Here is an 18,531-nt window from a genome sequence, read left to right as displayed (position 1 = left end):
GCCCCCGACACCCCGCCACCGCCTCGACGAGGAGCACGCAGCCCGCGATGACCGCCAAGCCCGAGACCTCCGCGACCGTCCCCGCCACCACCGCCGCCGCCACCGCTCCCGAGGTACCGCCCGGTGCCGTCGCCGTGGTCGGCCTGGCCTGCCGCCTGCCCGGCGCGCCCGACCCGGGGGCGTTCTGGGACCTGCTGCGCGAGGGCCGGGACGCCGTCGGCGAGCCACCCGCCGACCGGTGGCCGTCGGACACCCCGGGCGTGCCGCGCGCGGGCGCCTTCCTGGAGCGGATCGACACCTTCGACGCGGCCTTCTTCGGGATCTCCCCGCGCGAGGCCGCCGCGATGGACCCGCAGCAGCGGCTGGTGCTGGAGCTGGGCTGGGAGGTGCTGGAGGACGCCGGGCGGCTGCCCGCGCGGCTGCGCGACAGCCGGACCGGTGTGTTCGTCGGCGCGTTCCTGGACGACTACGCGGCGCTGGTGCACCGGCGCGGCCCGGACGCGGTGGACCGGCACACCCTGACCGGCCTCAACCGGGGCATGATCGCCAACCGGCTCTCCTACCAGCTGGGCCTGCGCGGCCCGAGCCTGACCGTCGACACCGCGCAGTCCTCCTCCCTGGTCGCCGTCCACCTCGCCTGCGAGAGCCTGCGCAGCGGCGAGTCCGAGCTCGCCCTGGCCCTCGGGGTCAACCTGATCGCCGCACCGGACAGCACGCTCGGCGCGGCCCGCTTCGGCGGCCTGTCCCCGCACGGGCGCAGCCGCCCGCTCGATGCGGCCGCCGACGGGTACGCGCGCGGCGAGGGCGGCGTCGCCGTGCTGCTGAAGCCGCTGGCCCGGGCGCTGGCGGACGGCGACCCGGTGTACGGGGTGCTGCTCGGGAGCGCCACCGGCAACGACGGCGCCACCGAGGGCCTGACCGTCCCGGGCGTCGACGGCCAGGCCGAGGTGCTGGCGGCCGCCTACCGGCAGGCCGGGGTGGACCCGGCGGCCGTCCACTACGTCGAACTGCACGGTACCGGGACGGCGGTCGGCGACCCGGTGGAGGCCGCTGCCCTGGGCCGGGTGCTGGGTGCCGGCCGGGCCGAGGACGACCCGCTGCTGGTGGGCTCGGCCAAGAGCAACGTGGGCCACCTGGAAGGGGCGGCCGGCCTGGTCGGCCTGCTGAAGACGGTGCTCGCGCTGCACCACGGCGAGCTGCCGCCGACCCTGCACCACCGCACCCCCAACCCCGCCGTCGACCTGACGGCCCTGCGGCTGCGGGTCGCCACCGGGCGCACCCCGTGGCCCGGTGCCGCCGCGCGGGCCCGGCTGGCCGGGGTGAGCTCTTTCGGCATGGGCGGGACCGACGTCCACGTGGTGCTGAGGGACGCCCCGCCGGTGCCCGTGCCCACGGCGGACGAGGCTCCGCTGCCCGCCCCCGTGCCGCTGCCCGCCCCCGTGCTGCTGTCCGGCCGGGGTGGCCAGGCGCTGCGCGGACAGGCCGCCGCCCTGCGCGCGCACCTGGAGGCCCGGCCCGCGCTCGGTCCGGCCGCGCTCGCGGGTCCGCTCGCCACCGCCCGGACCGCCTTCGAGGACCGTGCCGTCGTGGTGGCCGAGGACCGCGCGGGGCTGGCCGCCGCGCTGGAGGCGCTCGCCGACGGCGCGGAGGCGTCCGGCGTGGTCACCGGTACCACCGGCACGGCGGGCGGCACCGCCTTCCTGTTCCCCGGCCAGGGCAGCCAGCGGCCCGGTGCCGGCCGTGAACTCCACGCCCGTTTCCCGGTGTTCGCGGCCGCCCTGGACGAGACCCTGGCCGCCCTGGACCAGCACCTCGACCGTCCGCTCGGCGGGCTGCTGTTCGCCGAGCCGGGCAGCGCCGAGGCCGGGCTGCTGGACCGCACCGAGTACACCCAGCCCGCGCTGTTCGCCCTCGGCACCGCGCTGCACGCCCTGCTGCGGTCCTGGGGCGTGGTCCCCGACGCCGTGGCCGGGCACTCCATCGGCGAGATCGCCGCCGCGCACGCCGCCGGGGTGCTGACCCTGGCCGACGCCGCCGCGCTGATCACCGCGCGGGGCCGGCTGATGGGCGAACTGCCCGCGGGCGGCGCGATGGTGGCGGTGGAGGCCGACGAGGCCGAGGTGCTCGCCCGGCTGTCCGGCCGGGAGGCGGAGGTGGGCATCGCCGCCGTCAACGGCCCGCGCGCCGTCGTGCTCTCCGGCACCGAACCGGCCGTGCTGGCCGTCGCCGGGGAACTCGCCGACCTCGGCCGGCGCACCCGCCGGCTGCGGGTCGGCCACGCCTTCCACTCGCCGCTGATGGCACCGGCCCTGGACCGCTTCCGTGAGGTCGCCGCCGGCCTGTCCTACGCACGGCCCCGGACACCGCTGGTCTCCACCCTCACCGGGCGGCCGGTCGAGGCGGACACCCTGGCCGACCCCGAGCACTGGGTGCGCCACGCCCGTGAGGCCGTCCGCTTCGCCGACGGGGTGCGCGCCCTGCACGGCCTCGGCGTGCGGACCCACCTCGAACTCGGCCCGGACGCGGTGCTCACCGCGCTCGTGCGGGACACGGCGGCGGCCGACGGCCTGGGCGGCGAGGTCGCCGGAGCGGCGCTGCTGCGCCGGGGACGGCCGGAGGCGGCGAGCCTGCTCGGCGCGGTCGGGCTGCTGCACGTGCGGGGCGGTGAGGTGGACTGGTCCGGCTGCTTCGGGCCGGGCACGACCGGTCCGGCGGCGGCCCGGGCGGTCGCGCTGCCGACGTACGCCTTCCAGCGGGAGCGGTACTGGCTGGCGGGTCCGGACGCCGTCGCCGAGGAGCCGGAGCCGGTCGCCGGGCCCGTCCTCGCCGAGCCCGCCGTCGTCGAGCCCGCCGTCACCGCCGGTGCGCCCGAGCGGCGGCGCCGGGACCGCGATCTGCTGGAACTCGTCCGGGCCCAGGCCGCCGTGGTGCTCGGTCACCCGACCCCGCACGGCCTGGACAGCCGGCGGACCTTCAAGGACCTCGGCCTGGACTCGCTGGGCGCCGTCGAACTGCGCGACCGCCTGGCCGCCGCCACCGGCCTCGACCTGCCCGCGTCCGCCGTCTACGACCACCCGACCCCGCAGGCCCTGGCCGAGCACCTGCGCGGTGAGGACCGCGACCCGTCCGTGGGGCGGGTGGTGGCGGTGGATGAGCCGGTGGCGATCGTGGGGATGGCGTGCCGGTATCCGGGTGGGGTGGGGTCGCCGGAGGAGTTGTGGCGGTTGGTGGTGGAGGGGCGGGATGCGATTTCGCCGTTCCCGTCGGATCGTGGGTGGGATCTGGAGGGGTTGTACCACCCGGATCCGGATCATCCGGGGACGTCGTACGCGCGGGAGGGCGGGTTCCTGCACGGTGCCGCCGGCTTCGATGCGGAGTTCTTCGGGATCTCGCCGCGTGAGGCGGCGGCGATGGATCCGCAGCAGCGGCTGGTGCTGGAGTCGTCGTGGGAGGCGTTGGAGTCGGCGGGGATCGATCCGGCGGGGCTGCGCGGCAGCCGCACCGGCGTCTACGTCGGAGCGACCGCCATGGAGTACGGCCCCCGGCTCTCCGAGGGGGGCGACGGTTCGGACGGCTTCGTGCTCACCGGCAGCACGACCAGCGTGATCTCCGGGCGGGTGGCCTACACCTTCGGTCTGGAGGGTCCGGCGGTGACGGTGGACACGGCGTGCTCCTCCTCGCTGGTCGCGCTCCACCAGGCGGCCGCCGCGCTGCGCGGCGGGGACTGCGACCTGGCGATGGCCGGCGGCGTGACGGTCATGGCGAGCCCCGGCATGTTCGTGGAGTTCAGTCGGCAGCGGGGGTTGTCGGCGGACGGGCGGTGCAGGTCGTTCGCGGCGGGTGCGGACGGGACGGGGTGGAGTGAGGGTGTCGGTGTGCTGGTGCTGGAGCGGTTGTCGGACGCTCGGCGGCTGGGGCATCGGGTGCTGGCGGTGGTGCGGGGGTCGGCGGTCAATCAGGACGGTGCGTCGAACGGTTTGACGGCGCCGAACGGTCCTTCGCAGGAGCGGGTGATCCGGGCGGCGTTGGCGTCGGCGGGGTTGGGTGCGGGGGATGTGGATGTGGTGGAGGCGCACGGGACGGGGACGCGGTTGGGTGATCCGATCGAGGCGCAGGCGTTGCTGGCGACGTACGGTCAGGGGCGGGCTGCTGATCGGCCGTTGTGGTTGGGGTCGTTGAAGTCGAACATTGGGCATGCGCAGGCTGCTGCGGGTGTGGGTGGTGTGATCAAGATGGTGCGGGCTCTGGCGGAGGGGGTGTTGCCGGGGTCTTTGTATGCGGAGGAGCGGTCGCCGTTGGTGGACTGGTCCTCGGGTGGGGTGGAGTTGTTGGTGGGGGCGCGGGAGTGGCCGGAGGTGGGGCGTGCGCGTCGGGCGGGTGTGTCGTCGTTCGGGATCAGTGGGACGAATGCGCATGTGATTCTGGAGCAGGCGCCCGCCCCGGTGGAGCCGGAGGTGGTGACGGCGCCGGTGGTGGCGTGGCCGGTGTCGGCGCGCAGTGCGGCGGCGTTGGGTGCGCAGGCCGCACGGCTGCTCGCCTTCGCCGAGGAGCACCCCGACCTGGACGCGGGCGTGCTGGGCCGGGCCCTGCTCACCACCCGCTCCGCCTTCGAGCAGCGGGCGGTCGTCCTGGGCTCGGAACGTGCCGAACTGCTCGACGGCCTGCGGGCGTTGGCCGCCGGCGAGGACGCCCCCGGTCTGCTGACCGGCTCCGCCCAGGAGGGCCGGACGGCGTTCGTGTTCACGGGGCAGGGGAGTCAGTGGTCGGGGATGGGGCGGGGGTTGTACGAGGCGTTCCCGGTGTTCCGGGGGGCGTTCGACGAGGTGTGCGAGGCGTTCGGTCCGTATCTGGAGCGTTCGTTGCGGGAGGTGGTGTTCGAGGGTGGTGAGGTGCTGGATCGTACGGCGTTCACCCAGCCGGCGTTGTTCGCGGTGGAGGTGGCGTTGTACCGGTTGGTGGTGTCGGCGGGGGTGACGGCCGATGTGGTGGCCGGGCATTCGATCGGTAGTGTGGTGGCGGCGTTCGTGGCGGGGGCGTTCTCGCTGGAGGACGCGGTGGCGCTGGTGGCGGCGCGCGGCCGGCTGATGGGGTCGGCGCGCTCCGGTGGGGCGATGGTGGCGGTGGAGGCCGGTGAGGAGGAGGTGCTGGCGGAGCTGGCGGAGCATGTGGGCCGGGTGTCGCTGGCGGCGGTCAACGGTCCTCGTGCGGTGGTGCTGTCGGGTGACGAGGAGGTGGTGGCGGAGCTGGCGGAGGCGTGGCGCGGGCGTGGCCGCCGCGTCCGGCGCCTGACGGTCAGTCACGCGTTCCATTCGCCGCACATGGAAGGGGTGTTGGAGCAGTTCGAGCGGGCCGTGGCCGGGGTGGTGTTCACCGAGCCTTTGCTGCCGGTGGTCTCCGATCTGACCGGAAAGCTCGCCACGGCGGAGGAGTTGGCCGATCCGGGGTACTGGGCGCGGCACATCCGTTCGGCCGTGCGCTTCCACGACGTGGTCCGCACCCTCCACGAGCAGGGTGTCACCCGCTACCTCGAACTCGGACCCGACGCCGTCCTCACCCCGCTCGTCCGGGAGGCACTGGACGAGGACGCCGGCCCCGCCGTCGTACCGCTCGCCCGCCGGAACCAGCCGGAGGTCCGCACCCTGGCCACCGCGCTCGCCCGGCTGCACACCGCCGGCGCCCCCGGCGAGGCGCTGCGCCCGCTGCTGCCCGGCCCGGCGGTCCGGCTGGACCTGCCCACCTACGCCTTCCAGCACACCGCCTACTGGTCGGCGCCCCGGCCGGCCGCCGACGCCGCCGCCCTCGGGCTGGCCGAGGCCGGGCACCCGCTGCTCGCGGCCGCTGTCGGACTCGCCGAGGACGGCGGACTGCTGCTCACCGGCCGGCTCTCGCTGGCCGCCCTGCCCTGGCTCGCCGACCACGACATCCTGGGCACCCCGCTGCTGCCCGGCACCGCCTTCCTGGAGCTCGCCCTCGCCGCCGCCGGACGCGTCGGCGCCGACGGCGTCGAGGAACTGACGCTGCACGCACCGCTGCCGCTGACCGCCGAGGGCGCCGTCCAGCTCCAGATCGCCGTCGGCCCCCCGGACGGGCACGGCCGCCGGACCCTGGCGATCCACGCCCGCCCCGGGCGCCCCGGCCAGGAGGACACCGAGGGCTGGACCAGGCACGCCGAGGGCCTGCTCACCGAGACCGCCCCGGCCGCCGGCGCCGGGACCGTCGCCTGGCCCCCGGCCGACGCCGAACCACTGGACGTGGACGCGCTGTACGACCGGCTGCTCGCCCGGGGCTACGCGTACGGCACCGCCTTCCAGGGCGTGCGCGCGGCCTGGCGGCGCGGCCCGGAGCTGTTCGCCGAACTCGCGCTGGGCGACGGACAGGCCGGTGACGCCGCCGAGTTCGGCATCCACCCCGCGCTGCTGGACGCCGCACTGCACCCGCTGGTCGACGCCCGGACCACCGAAGCCGAGAGCGGGGCGGAGGGCCTTCCGCTGCCGTTCTCCTTCGGCGCCGTCCGGCTGCACGCCGAGGGCGCGGACCTGCTGCGGGTCCGCTGGACCCCGGCCGCCGAGGGCACCGCGCTGGAGGCCTTCGACGCCGAGGGCCGTCCCGTGCTGTCCGTCGGAACGCTCGCCCTGCGCACGGCGGCGCCCGCCGCCCGGCCCGCCCCGGCCGACGCGCGCGCGGCCCTGCACCACCTCGACTGGCGGCCGGTGCCCGCCGGAGGCGACCCCGCCCCCGGCCGGACCCTGCTGCTCGGCCCCCCGCCGCAGGGCCTGCCCGAGCTGCCGGCCGTCCCGGACCTGGAGGCGCTGCGCGCCGCGCTCGACGTGGGGCAGCCCGCGCCCGACACCGTGCTCGCCGTCCTGCCGCTGTCCGGCACCGGCCTGCCCGGAGCGGCCCACGAGCTCACCCGCGAGGCGCTGCGACTCGCCCGGCACTGGCTCGACGACGAACGGCTGGCCGACACCCGGCTCGCCGTCGTGACCCGCCGCGCCGTCACCGCCACGGCCGACGACGCCGCGCCCGACCCGGCCGCCGCCGCCGTCTGGGGCCTGCTGCGCAGCGCCCAGAGCGAGCAGCCCGACCGCTTCCAGCTCGCCGACCTGGACGACGACCCGGCCTCCGCCGCCGCGCTCCCGGCCGCACTCGCCACCGGCCTGCCCCAACTCGCCCTGCGCGCCGACGCGGTGCTCCAGCCCCTGCTCCAGCCCGCGCCGCTGCGTGCCGCGGACGGCGCCGCACCGGACCTCGGCCGGGGCACCGTCCTGATCACCGGCGGCACCGGCGGGCTCGGCACCCTGCTCGCCCGCCACCTGGTCGCCCGGCACGGCGTCCGGCGGCTGCTGCTGGTCAGCCGCAGCGGGCCGGCCGCCCCCGGCGCGGCCGAACTGGCCCGCGAACTGGCCGAGCAGGGCGCCGAGGTGGCCTTCGGCGCGGCCGACACCGGCGACCGGGCCGCGCTGGCCGGACTGCTCGCCGAGCTGCCCGCCGACCGGCCGCTGAGCGCCGTCTTCCACCTCGCCGGAATCGTGGACGACGCCACCCTCGCCGGACTCGACGGCGACCGGATCACCCGGGTGCTGCGCCCCAAGGCGGACGCGGCCTGGCACCTGCACGAGCTCACCGCCGGCCTCGACCTGGCGGCCTTCGTGCTCTTCTCCTCCGTCTCCGGTGTCACCGGCACCGCCGGCCAGGGCGGCTACGCGGCCGCCAACACCTTCCTGGACGCACTCGCCCAGCACCGCCGGGCGGCCGGCCTGCCCGCCCTCTCGCTGGCCTGGTCGCTCTGGGCCGACCAGGACGGCATGGCCGGTGCGCTGGACCCCGAGGTGCTGCGCCGCTGGGGCCGCAGCGGTCTGCCGCCGCTGGAGACCCCGGCCGCCCTGGACCTGCTCGACGCGGCGCTCGCCGACCCCGCCCCGCTGCTGGTGGCCGCCCGGATCGACCCGGCCGCCCTGCGGGCCCGCGCCGCCGACGGTCCGCTGCCGGCCCCGCTGCGCGGCCTGGTCCGCGCACCCGCCCGCCGCGCCGCGGCCCGTACCGCGGGCGCTGCGGCCGGCACCGGCTGGGCCGAGCGCACCGCCGCCCTGCCCGAGGCCGAACGCGCTCGGACCGCCGAGGAGTTGGTGCGCGGCGCGGTGGCCGCCGTGCTCGGCCACAGCGGCGCGGACACCGTCGACGCGGAGCGGTCCTTCAAGGACCTCGGGCTGGACTCACTGACCGCCGTGGAACTGCGCAACCGGCTCAACACCGCGACCGGCCTGCGCCTGCCCACCACCGTCGTCTTCGACCAGCCGTCCCCGGCCGCGCTCGCCCGGCGCCTGCTCGCCGGCCTGGACGGCGCCGGGTCCGCGACCGGGCAGGCGTCCGTGGGGCGGGTGGTGGCGGTGGATGAGCCGGTGGCGATCGTGGGGATGGCGTGCCGGTATCCGGGTGGGGTGGGGTCGCCGGAGGAGTTGTGGCGGTTGGTGGTGGAGGGGCGGGATGCGATTTCGCCGTTCCCGTCGGATCGTGGGTGGGATCTGGAGGGGTTGTACCACCCGGATCCGGATCATCCGGGGACGTCGTACGCGCGGGAGGGCGGGTTCCTGCACCGGGCTGCCGATTTCGATGCGGAGTTCTTCGGGATCTCGCCGCGTGAGGCGGCGGCGATGGATCCGCAGCAGCGGTTGCTGCTGGAGTCGTCGTGGGAGGCGTTGGAGTCGGCGGGGATCGATCCGGCGGGGCTGCGCGGCAGCCGCACCGGCGTCTTCGCCGGGGTGATGTACAACGACTACGGCTCCCGGCTGCAGCGCGCCCCCGAGGGCTACGAGGGGTACCTGCTGACCGGCAACACCTCCAGCGTGATCTCCGGCCGGATCGCCTACACCTTCGGTCTGGAGGGCCCGGCGGTCACCGTGGACACGGCCTGCTCCTCCTCGCTGGTCGCGCTGCACCTGGCCGCCCAGGCCCTGCGCAGCGGTGAGGCGACCCTCGCCCTGGCCGGCGGCGTCACCGTGATGGCCCGGCCGGACACCTTCGTGGAGTTCAGTCGGCAGCGGGGGTTGTCGGCGGACGGGCGGTGCAGGTCGTTCGCGGCGGGTGCGGACGGGACGGGGTGGAGTGAGGGTGTCGGTGTGCTGGTGCTGGAGCGGTTGTCGGACGCTCGGCGGCTGGGGCATCGGGTGCTGGCGGTGGTGCGGGGGTCGGCGGTCAATCAGGACGGTGCGTCGAACGGTTTGACGGCGCCGAACGGTCCTTCGCAGGAGCGGGTGATCCGGGCGGCGTTGGCGTCGGCGGGGTTGGGTGCGGGGGATGTGGATGTGGTGGAGGCGCACGGGACGGGGACGCGGTTGGGTGATCCGATCGAGGCGCAGGCGTTGCTGGCGACGTACGGTCAGGGTCGTTCGGTGGATCGGCCGTTGTGGTTGGGGTCGTTGAAGTCGAACATCGGGCATGCGCAGGCTGCTGCGGGTGTGGGTGGTGTGATCAAGATGGTGCGGGCTCTGGCGGAGGGGGTGTTGCCGGGTTCGTTGTATGCGGAGGAGCGGTCGCCGTTGGTGGACTGGTCCTCGGGTGGGGTGGAGTTGTTGGTGGGGGCGCGGGAGTGGCCGGAGGTGGGGCGTGCGCGTCGGGCGGGTGTGTCGTCGTTCGGGATCAGTGGGACGAATGCGCATGTGATTCTGGAGCAGGCGCCCGCCCCGGTGGAGCCGGAGGTGGTGACGGCGCCGGTGGTGGCGTGGCCGGTGTCGGCGCGCAGTGCGGCGGCGTTGGGTGCGCAGGCCGCACGGCTGCTCGCCTTCGCCCAGGACCGGCCGGAGCTCGACCCGGCCCGCCTCGGATTCGCGCTGGCCCGGACGCGTGGCGCACTGGACCACCGGGCCGTACTGGTCGGCTCCGGACGTTCCGACCTGCTGGACGGTCTCGCCGCGTTGGCCTCCGGCGCGGAGAGCCCGACGCTGTCGCGGGGCCGGGTCGCGGCCGGTGGCCGGACGGCGTTCGTGTTCACGGGGCAGGGGAGTCAGTGGTCGGGGATGGGGCGGGGGTTGTACGAGGCGTTCCCGGTGTTCCGGGGGGCGTTCGACGAGGTGTGCGAGGCGTTCGGTCCGTATGTGGAGCGTTCGTTGCGGGAGGTGGTGTTCGAGGGTGGTGAGGTGCTGGATCGTACGGCGTTCACCCAGCCGGCGTTGTTCGCGGTGGAGGTGGCGTTGTACCGGTTGGTGGTGTCGGCGGGGGTGACGGCCGATGTGGTGGCCGGGCATTCGATCGGTGGTGTGGTGGCGGCGTTCGTGGCGGGGGCGTTCTCGCTGGAGGACGCGGTGGCGCTGGTGGCGGCGCGGGGCCGGTTGATGGAGTCGGCGCGTTCCGGTGGGGCGATGGTGGCGGTGGAGGCCGGTGAGGAGGAGGTGCTGGCGGAGCTGGCGGAGCATGTGGGCCGGGTGTCGCTGGCGGCGGTCAACGGTCCTCGTGCGGTGGTGCTGTCGGGTGACGAGGAGGTGGTGGCGGAGCTGGCGGAGGCGTGGCGCGGGCGTGGCCGCCGGGTCCGGCGTCTGACGGTCAGTCATGCGTTCCATTCGCCGCACATGGAAGGGGTGTTGGAGCAGTTCGAGCGGGCCGTGGCCGGGGTGGTGTTCACCGAGCCGTTGCTGCCGGTGGTCTCCGATCTGACGGGAAAGCTCGCCACGGCGGAGGAGTTGGCCGATCCGGGGTACTGGGCGCGGCACATCCGTTCGGCCGTGCGCTTCCACGACGTGGTCCGCACCCTCCACGAGCAGGGTGTCACCCGCTACCTCGAACTCGGACCCGACGCCGTCCTCACCCCGCTGGTCGAGGCCGCCCTCGGTGCGGACGCGCCCACCGCGGCCGCGGCCGCCCTGCGCCGGGACCGCCCCGAGGCACCGGCCCTGGCGACCGCCCTCGCCCGGCTGGCCGTCACCGGGACCGCCGTCGACTGGCCGGCCCTGACCGGGGTGAGCGGCAGCATCGCTGACGCCCCCCAACTGCCCACCTACCCCTTCGAACACCGGCGCTTCTGGCTCGACGCCGATCCCACCCCGGCCGACCCGCGCGAGGTGGGCCTGGACCGCGCCGACCATCCGCTGCTCGGCGCCGAACTGCGGCTGCCCGGCAGCGACGGCCTGGTGCTGACCGGCCGGCTCTCCCCGGCCGCCCTGCCCTGGCTCGCCGACCACGAGATCCTCGGCACCCCGCTGCTGCCCGGCGCCGCGCTGGTCGAACTGGCGCTCCGGGCGGGGGAGCGCGCCGGAACCCCGTACCTGGCCGAGCTGACCCTGGAGTCCCCGCTGCCGCTCGCCGCCGACGCGGCCGTGCAGCTCCAGCTCTCCGTGGGGCCGGCGGACGCGGACGGCCGGCGGGCGCTGGCCGTGCACGCCCGGCCGGCCGGGGACGGGGAAGGGCCCTGGACCCGGCACGCCACCGGAACGCTCGCCGCCGAAGCCGCCGAAGCCGCCGAAGCCGCCGAAGCCGCCGAAGCCGCCGAAGCCGCCGGAGCGGCCGGAGCGACCGAACCGACCGCCGCCGCGCCGGACTCCCTGCGGGCCTGGCCCCCGGCCGGCGCCGAGCCGCTGGACGTGGCCGCGCTGTACCCGCGACTCGCCGCCGAGGGCTACCGCTACGGCCCCGCCTTCCAGGGCCTGCGCGCCGCCTGGCGCGCCACGGACGGCACGCTCTGGGCCGAGGTCGAGCTGCCCGAGGGCCCCGCCGCCGACGCCGGGGCGTACGGGCTGCACCCGGCCCTGCTGGACGCCGCCCTCCACCTGCTCGCCGGGCACGGACACCCGACGGACGCGGGGCCCGGCCTGCTGCTGCCCTTCGCCTGGAACGGCGTCGCCGTGCACGCCGTGGGCGCGGTCGCCGCCCGGGTGGCGCTGCGGCCCGTCGACGGCGGCTACCGGCTCACGCTCGCCGACGGCCGCGGTGAGCCGCTGGCCGACGTCGCCCGGCTGGATCTGCGCCCGGTCGCCCCGGAGGCGCTGGCCCGCGCCCTGCGGAGCACCGCCGAGCGCTCGCTGTACGCGCTCGCCTGGGAGCCGGCGCCGGCCGGGCCCCCCACTCCCGCCGGTGCGGGGGAGGCCGCGGTGCTCGTCCTCGACGGGCAGCGCCCGGAGCCGGACCTGCTGCCGCCCGTCGGTGCCGTGACCGCGCTGGACGGGATCCCGGAGCCGGTGCCGCCGCTCGTCCTGCTCCCGTACGCGACCCCGGACGGTCCGGGGGCCACGGACGGTGCCGCCGACCCGGCGGAGGCCGCCCGCGCGGCCGTCCGGCAACTGCTGCCGGTGCTCCAGGAGTGGCTGGCCGACCCGCGCTTCAGCACCTCCCGGCTGGTGCTGCTCACCCGGGGCGCCGTCACCACCGGCGACGACGACCCGGTCCAGGACCTCGCTGCGGCGGCCGTCCGCGGACTCTTCCGCTCCGCCGCCGCCGAACACCCGGGCCGGGTGGCCCTGCTGGACGCCGGTCCGGGCGATCGGGTCACGGCGGACGCCCTGCAGTTCGACCAGGAAGCAGAGCTGACGCTGCGTCATGATGCGATCCTGCGGCCGAGGCTGACCCGCGCCGAACTCCCGGACAGTCGCCCGGACTTCGGCGACGGCACTGTTCTGCTGACCGGCGCCTCGGGGGCGCTCGGCGCCCTGGTCGCCCGCCATCTGGTGCACGCCCACGGAGTCCGGGGACTGCTCCTGCTCAGCCGCCGGGGCACCGTCGAACCCGGCCTGGTCGAGGAGTTGACGGCGGCCGGGACCGCCGTGGCGACCGTCGCCGCCGATGTCGCCGACCCCCGGGCCGTGCGGGAGGCGCTGGCCCAGGCGCCCGCCGGGCTGCCGGTCACCGCCGTGCTGCACGCGGCCGGCGTGGTCGACGACGGCGTGACCGAGGGGCTCACCCCCGAACGGGTCGCCGCCGTGCTGCGGCCCAAGGCCGACGGCGCCTGGGCGCTGCACCGGGCGACCGCCGAACTGCCGCTGCGGGCCTTCGTGCTGTTCTCCTCGGTCGCCGGTCTGCTCGGCACCGCGGGCCAGGGCCCGTACGCGGCCGCGAACTCCTTCCTGGACGCGCTCGCCGCCCACCGGCGCGAACTCGGCCTGCCCGGACTGTCGTTGGCCTGGGGCCTGTGGGACGGCGACGGCATGGGCAGCCGGCTCTCCGCCGCCGACCTCGCGCGGCTGGCCCGGACCGGCATCGCCCCGCTGCCCCCGGCCGAGGCGCTCGCCCTGCTCGACGACGCGCTCGGGACGGCGCGGGCGCTGCTCGCCCCGGTCCGGCTGGACCTCGCGACGCCCGCCGCCACCGGGGCGCCGCTGCCCGCGCCACTGCGCGCGCAGGCCGGCCCGGCCCCGCGTCGCACGGCGCACGCCGCCCCGGCGGCGGGGCCCGGCACGACGCCGCTCGCGGACCGGCTCGCCGCCCTGCCGGAGGCCGAGCGCGGGGCGCTGCTGCGCGAACTGGTCCGCGGCGCCACCGCCGCGGTGCTCGGGCACAGCGGGCCGCAGGCCGTCGAGGAGGACCGCTCCTTCACCGAGCAGGGCTTCGACTCGCTGGCCGCCGTCGACCTGCGCAACCGGCTCAACGCGACGACCGGCCTGACGCTGCCCAGCACCCTGGTCTTCGACCACCCGAGCCCGGCGGCCCTGGCCGCCCACCTGGGCGACACCCTGCTGCCCTCGCGGCCGGGCACCGGTGAGGACCGGCCGCTCGATCCGCCGGTCCCGGTGACCGACGACCCGGTCGCGATCGTCGGCATCGGCTGCCGCTACCCCGGCGGGGTGAGCTCCGCCGAGGAGCTGTGGCAGCTGGTCGCCGACGGCGTCGACGCCGTCGGCCCGTTCCCCGAGGACCGCGGCTGGCGCCTGGACCGGCTCTTCCACCCCGACCCGGAGCGGCCCGGCACCTCCGCCGCCCGCGAGGGCGGATTCCTCTACGACGCCGCCGACTTCGACCCCGCGTTCTTCGGCATGAGCCCGCGCGAGGCGCTGGCCACCGACCCGCAGCAGCGGATCCTGCTGGAGACCGCCTGGGAGGCCGTCGAGCGGGCCGGCATCGACCCGGGGACGCTGCGCGGCAGCCGGACCGGCGTCTTCGTCGGCGTGATGTACGACGACTACGGCTCCCGCCTCAGCCAGGCCCCCGAGGCGCCCGACGGCTACGAGGGCTACCTGGTCAGCGGCAGCGCCGGCAGCGTCGCCTCCGGGCGGGTCTCCTACGCGCTCGGGCTGGAGGGTCCGGCGGTCACGGTGGACACGGCGTGCTCCTCCTCGCTGGTCGCGCTGCACCTGGCCGCCCAGGCCCTGCGCAGCGGTGAGGCGACCCTCGCTCTGGCCGGCGGCGTCACCGTGATGGCCACCCCCGCCACCTTCGTGGAGTTCAGCCGCCAGCGCGGGCTGGCCCCCGACGGGCGCTGCAAGCCCTTCGCGGCCGGCGCCGACGGCACCGGCTGGGCCGAGGGCGCGGGCGTGCTCGTCCTGGAACGCCTCTCCGACGCGCGGCGCAACGGGCACCCCGTGCTGGCCCTGCTGCGCGGCACGGCCGTCAACCAGGACGGTGCGTCGAACGGGCTGACGGCACCGAACGGGCCCGCCCAGCAGCGGGTCATCCGGGCCGCACTGGCCTCCGCCGGCCTCAAGGCGGACGGCGTGGACGCGGTCGAGGCGCACGGGACGGGCACCCGCCTCGGCGACCCGATCGAGGCGCAGGCCCTGCTGGCCACGTACGGGCAGGGCCGGCCGGAGGGACGGCCGCTGTGGCTCGGCTCGATCAAGTCGAACATCGGCCACACCCAGGCGGCGGCCGGGGTGGCGGGCGTGATCAAGATGGTCGAGGCCATCCGGCGGGGCCGGCTGCCCGCGACCCTGCACCTGGACGCGCCCTCGCCGCACGTGGACTGGACGGCCGGGGCGGTGGAGCTGCTGGCCGAGCCGCAGGAGTGGCCGCAGGCCGGCCGGCCGCGCCGGGCCGGGGTGTCCTCGTTCGGGATCAGCGGCACCAACGCCCATGTGATCCTCGAACAGGCGCCGCCGGCGGACGCGCCCGCGACGTCCGCGACGTCCGGGGCGCCCTCGGCGCCCGACGCACCCTCCACGCCCGACGCACCCGAGGTCGCGGCGCGGCCGGACGCGGCCGGGCCGGTGGCCTGGCCGGTGTCGGCGCGCACCGGGCCCGCGCTGCGGGACCAGGCACAACGGCTGCTCGCCCTCGCCGCCGAGCTGCCCGGGGACCAACTGGCCGAAGCCGGAGCCGCGCTGGCCGTCACCCGGTCGGCCTTCGAGCAGCGCGCGGTGGTGCTCGGCTCCTCGCCGGCCGAACTGGCCGACGGGCTGCGGGCACTGGCCGCCGGAGCGGACTCCCCGGAGCTGCTGCGCGGCACCGCCCGGAGCGGCCGGACCGCCTTCGTCTTCACCGGCCAGGGCAGCCAGCGCGTCGGCATGGCCCGGGAACTGTACGGGAGGTACCCGCGGTTCGCGGCCGCCCTCGACGAGGTCTGCGAGGCCTTCGCGCCCCACCTGGAGCGGCCGTTGCGGGAGGTCCTCTTCGAGGAGACCGGCCTGCTGGACCGCACCGGCTACACCCAGCCCGCCCTGTTCGCCGTGGAGTTCGCCCTCGTGCGGCTGCTCGACCACTGGGGCGTGCGGCCGGACGCCGTCCTCGGACACTCGATCGGCGCCGTCGCCGCCGCCCACACCGCGGGCGTGCTCACCCTGGACGACGCCGTCGCCCTGGTGGCCGCACGCAGCCGGCTGATGGACGCGCTGCCCGCCGAGGGGATCATGCTCTCCTTCCGGGCCGCCGAGCCGGACGTGCTCGCCGCCCTCGACGGCTACACCGACCGGGCCTCGGTGGCCGCCGTCAACGGCCCGCGGGCCACGGTCGTCTCCGGAGCGGAGGACGCCGTGCTCGCGGTCGCCGCCCGGCTCGCCGCCACGGGGGTCAAGGCCCGGCGGCTGACCGTCAGCCACGCCTTCCACTCCCCGCTGATGGACCCGATGCTGGACGACTTCCGCGCCGCCCTCGACGGCCTCGCCTTCGGCCGTCCCACGATCCCCTTCGTCTCCGACCTCACCGGCCGCCCGGCCGATCCGGCGGACACCGACTGGCCCGACCTCTGGGTGCGCCAGGTGCGCGGGACCGTCCGCTTCGCCGACGGCGTGCGGGCCCTGCGGGACCTCGGCACCGTGCGTTACCTGGAGATCGGCCCCGACACCCTGCTCACCTCCCTGGTCGAGGACGTGCTGGCCGGTGAGCCGCAGGACCCGCACGACCAGCGGGACCCGCAGGACCCGCCGGCCGTCACGGCGGCGGTGCTGCGGCGCGAACGCGACGAGGCGGACACCCTGCTGCGGGCCGTCGCCACCGTGCACGCCGCCGGGGCCGCCGTCGACTGGCCCGCCGTCCTGGGCGCCGCCGGCCGGTCGGCCCCCGGCCTGCCGACCTACCCCTTCCAGCGCACCCGGCACTGGCTCGACGCCCCGGCCGTCGCCGGCGACCTCGGGGCCGCCGGGCTCACCACCGCCGGTCACCCGTTCCTCGGTGCCGCCGTCGAACTCGCCGACGGCGCCGGGACGGTGCTGACCGGCCGGCTCGACCCGCGCGAGCACCCCTGGCTGGCCGGGCACACCGTGGCCGGCGCGACCGTGCTGCCCGCGACCGCCCTGCTCGACCTCGCGCTGCACGCGGGCCGCGCCGCCGGCCTGCCGGTCGTCGCCGCCCTCGACCTGCACGCCCCGCTGCTGCTCCCGGACGGCCCGGCGCTGCGGCTCCAGGTCGGGCTGGACCCGGCGGACGGCAACGGGGAGCGGGCCGTCCGCATCCACGCCCGGCCCGACACCGCCGACGAGGAACCCTGGACCAGGTACGCCGGAGGCGTGCTCGCGCCCGCCCCGGCCGATCCGGCCCCGCCGCTGGGCAGCTGGCCGCCGCCCGGCGCCCGGCCGGTCGCCGCCGAGGAACTGTACGCCGCCCTCGACGCCCACGGCCTCGGCTACGGTGGCGCCTTCCGCACCGTGACCGCCGCCTGGCAGCACCCCGACGGCACCCTGTGGGCCGAACTCGCCGGACCCGCCGAGGGCGCCCGGGACGCCGACCGGCGCTTCGTGGTGCCGCCCGCCGCCCTGGACGCCGCCCTGCACCCCTGGGCGCACGCGGGCCTGCCGTCCGACGACCGCACCACGCTGCGGCTGCCCGTCGCCTGGCGCGAGGTCCGCCCGTACGCGGCGGTCCCGGCCGGACCGCTGCGGGCCCGGATCGTCCCGGACGGGGAGCACCGCGGCGCCGTCACCCTCTACGACGCGGACGGCGCCGTGCTGCTGCACGCCGGCGCCCTCGAACTCGCGGAGGTGCCCGCCGAGCGCTTCGCCGCCGCCCGCCGGAACGACCCGCTGCTCGTCCCCGGCACCCGCCGGCTGGCCCTCCCCGCGGACCCGCACCCGGCCGTCCTGGTCGAGAGCCTGTCCGAGCTCGCCGAACCCGTACCGGCGGTCGTCGGGCTGACCCTGCCGCCCCGTCCGGCGGACCTCCCCGTCCCCGACCAGGTCGCCCACGCCACCGGCTGGGCGCTGAGCACCCTGCGGGCCTGGCTGGCCGACCGCCGCCACGAGGCCTCCCGCCTGGTCGTCCTGCTGCCGGCGGCGGCCGAGGGCAGCGCCGACGCGCTCGCCGCGGCGGCGGCCGGAGGCCTGATCCGCTCGGCGGCTGCCGAACACCCCGGCCGGATCCTGCTGCTCGACACCGACCTCCCGCCCGGCACCCGTCCGGCGCTCCCCGCCCTCGCCTGGCCCGAGGACGAGCCCCACCTGCTGCTGCGCGCCGGGCAGATCCTGGCACCACGGCTGACGGTGGCCTCGGCAGATGCTTCCGGCGGTGCCGGAGCGTCCGGCGCCGGTCACGCTGTGGGTACTGGAGTGTCCGCTGCGCCGCTGGCCGGCTCGGGTGATGCCGGGTCGCCCGGTGCGTCCGACGCCGGGAGCGTCCCGGCGGCCGGTGCGTCCGGGGCGCCTGGGGCGTCGGCGGATGCCTCGGGTGATGCCGGGGCAATCCCGGTGACCGGCGTGTTGGCGGCGTCGGCGGATGGTGCCGGCGACGCTGGGGTGTCTGGCGCCGGTCACGCTGTGGGTACTGGAGTGTCCGCTGCGCTGCTGGCCGGCTCGGGTGATGCCGGGTCGCCCGGTGCGTCCGACGCCGGGAGCGTCCCGGCGGCCCGTGTGGCCGATGCGTCGGCGGATGGCTCGGGTGATGCCGGGGGCGTCCTGGTGACCGGTACGCCGGGGGCGTCGGCGGATGGTTCCCGCGGTGCCGGGGGCGTCCTGGTGTCCGCTGAGGCCGATGCCTCGACCGACGCTTCCGGCGGTGCCGGGGCGTTCGGTGGTGGCAGTGTGCTGGTGACTGGTGCGTCCGGGGCGTCGGCGGATGGCTCGGGTGATGCCGGGGGCGTCCTGGTGTCCGGCACGCCGGGGGCGTCGGCGGATGGTTCCCGCGGTGCCGGGGGCGTCCTGGTGTCCGCTGAGGCCGATGCCTCGACCGACGCTTCCGGCGGTGCCGGGG

1 protein-coding gene is annotated in these 18,531 nt (G+C 77.1%); it reads left to right on the top strand.

Annotated elements, in window-relative coordinates:
- Positions 1 to 47 precede the first annotated feature (47 nt).
- Positions 48 to 18,531, top strand: an 18,484-nt coding sequence (locus ACFVVL_RS20375) for a type I polyketide synthase (protein ID WP_387677096.1), incomplete at its 3' end; no start/stop codon positions are given.

It is taken from the genome of Kitasatospora sp. NPDC058115 (genome assembly GCF_042884635.1).
In the GTDB taxonomy this organism is placed as follows: Bacteria; Actinomycetota; Actinomycetes; order Streptomycetales; family Streptomycetaceae; genus Kitasatospora.
This window is presented reverse-complemented; position numbering and strand designations above follow the sequence as displayed.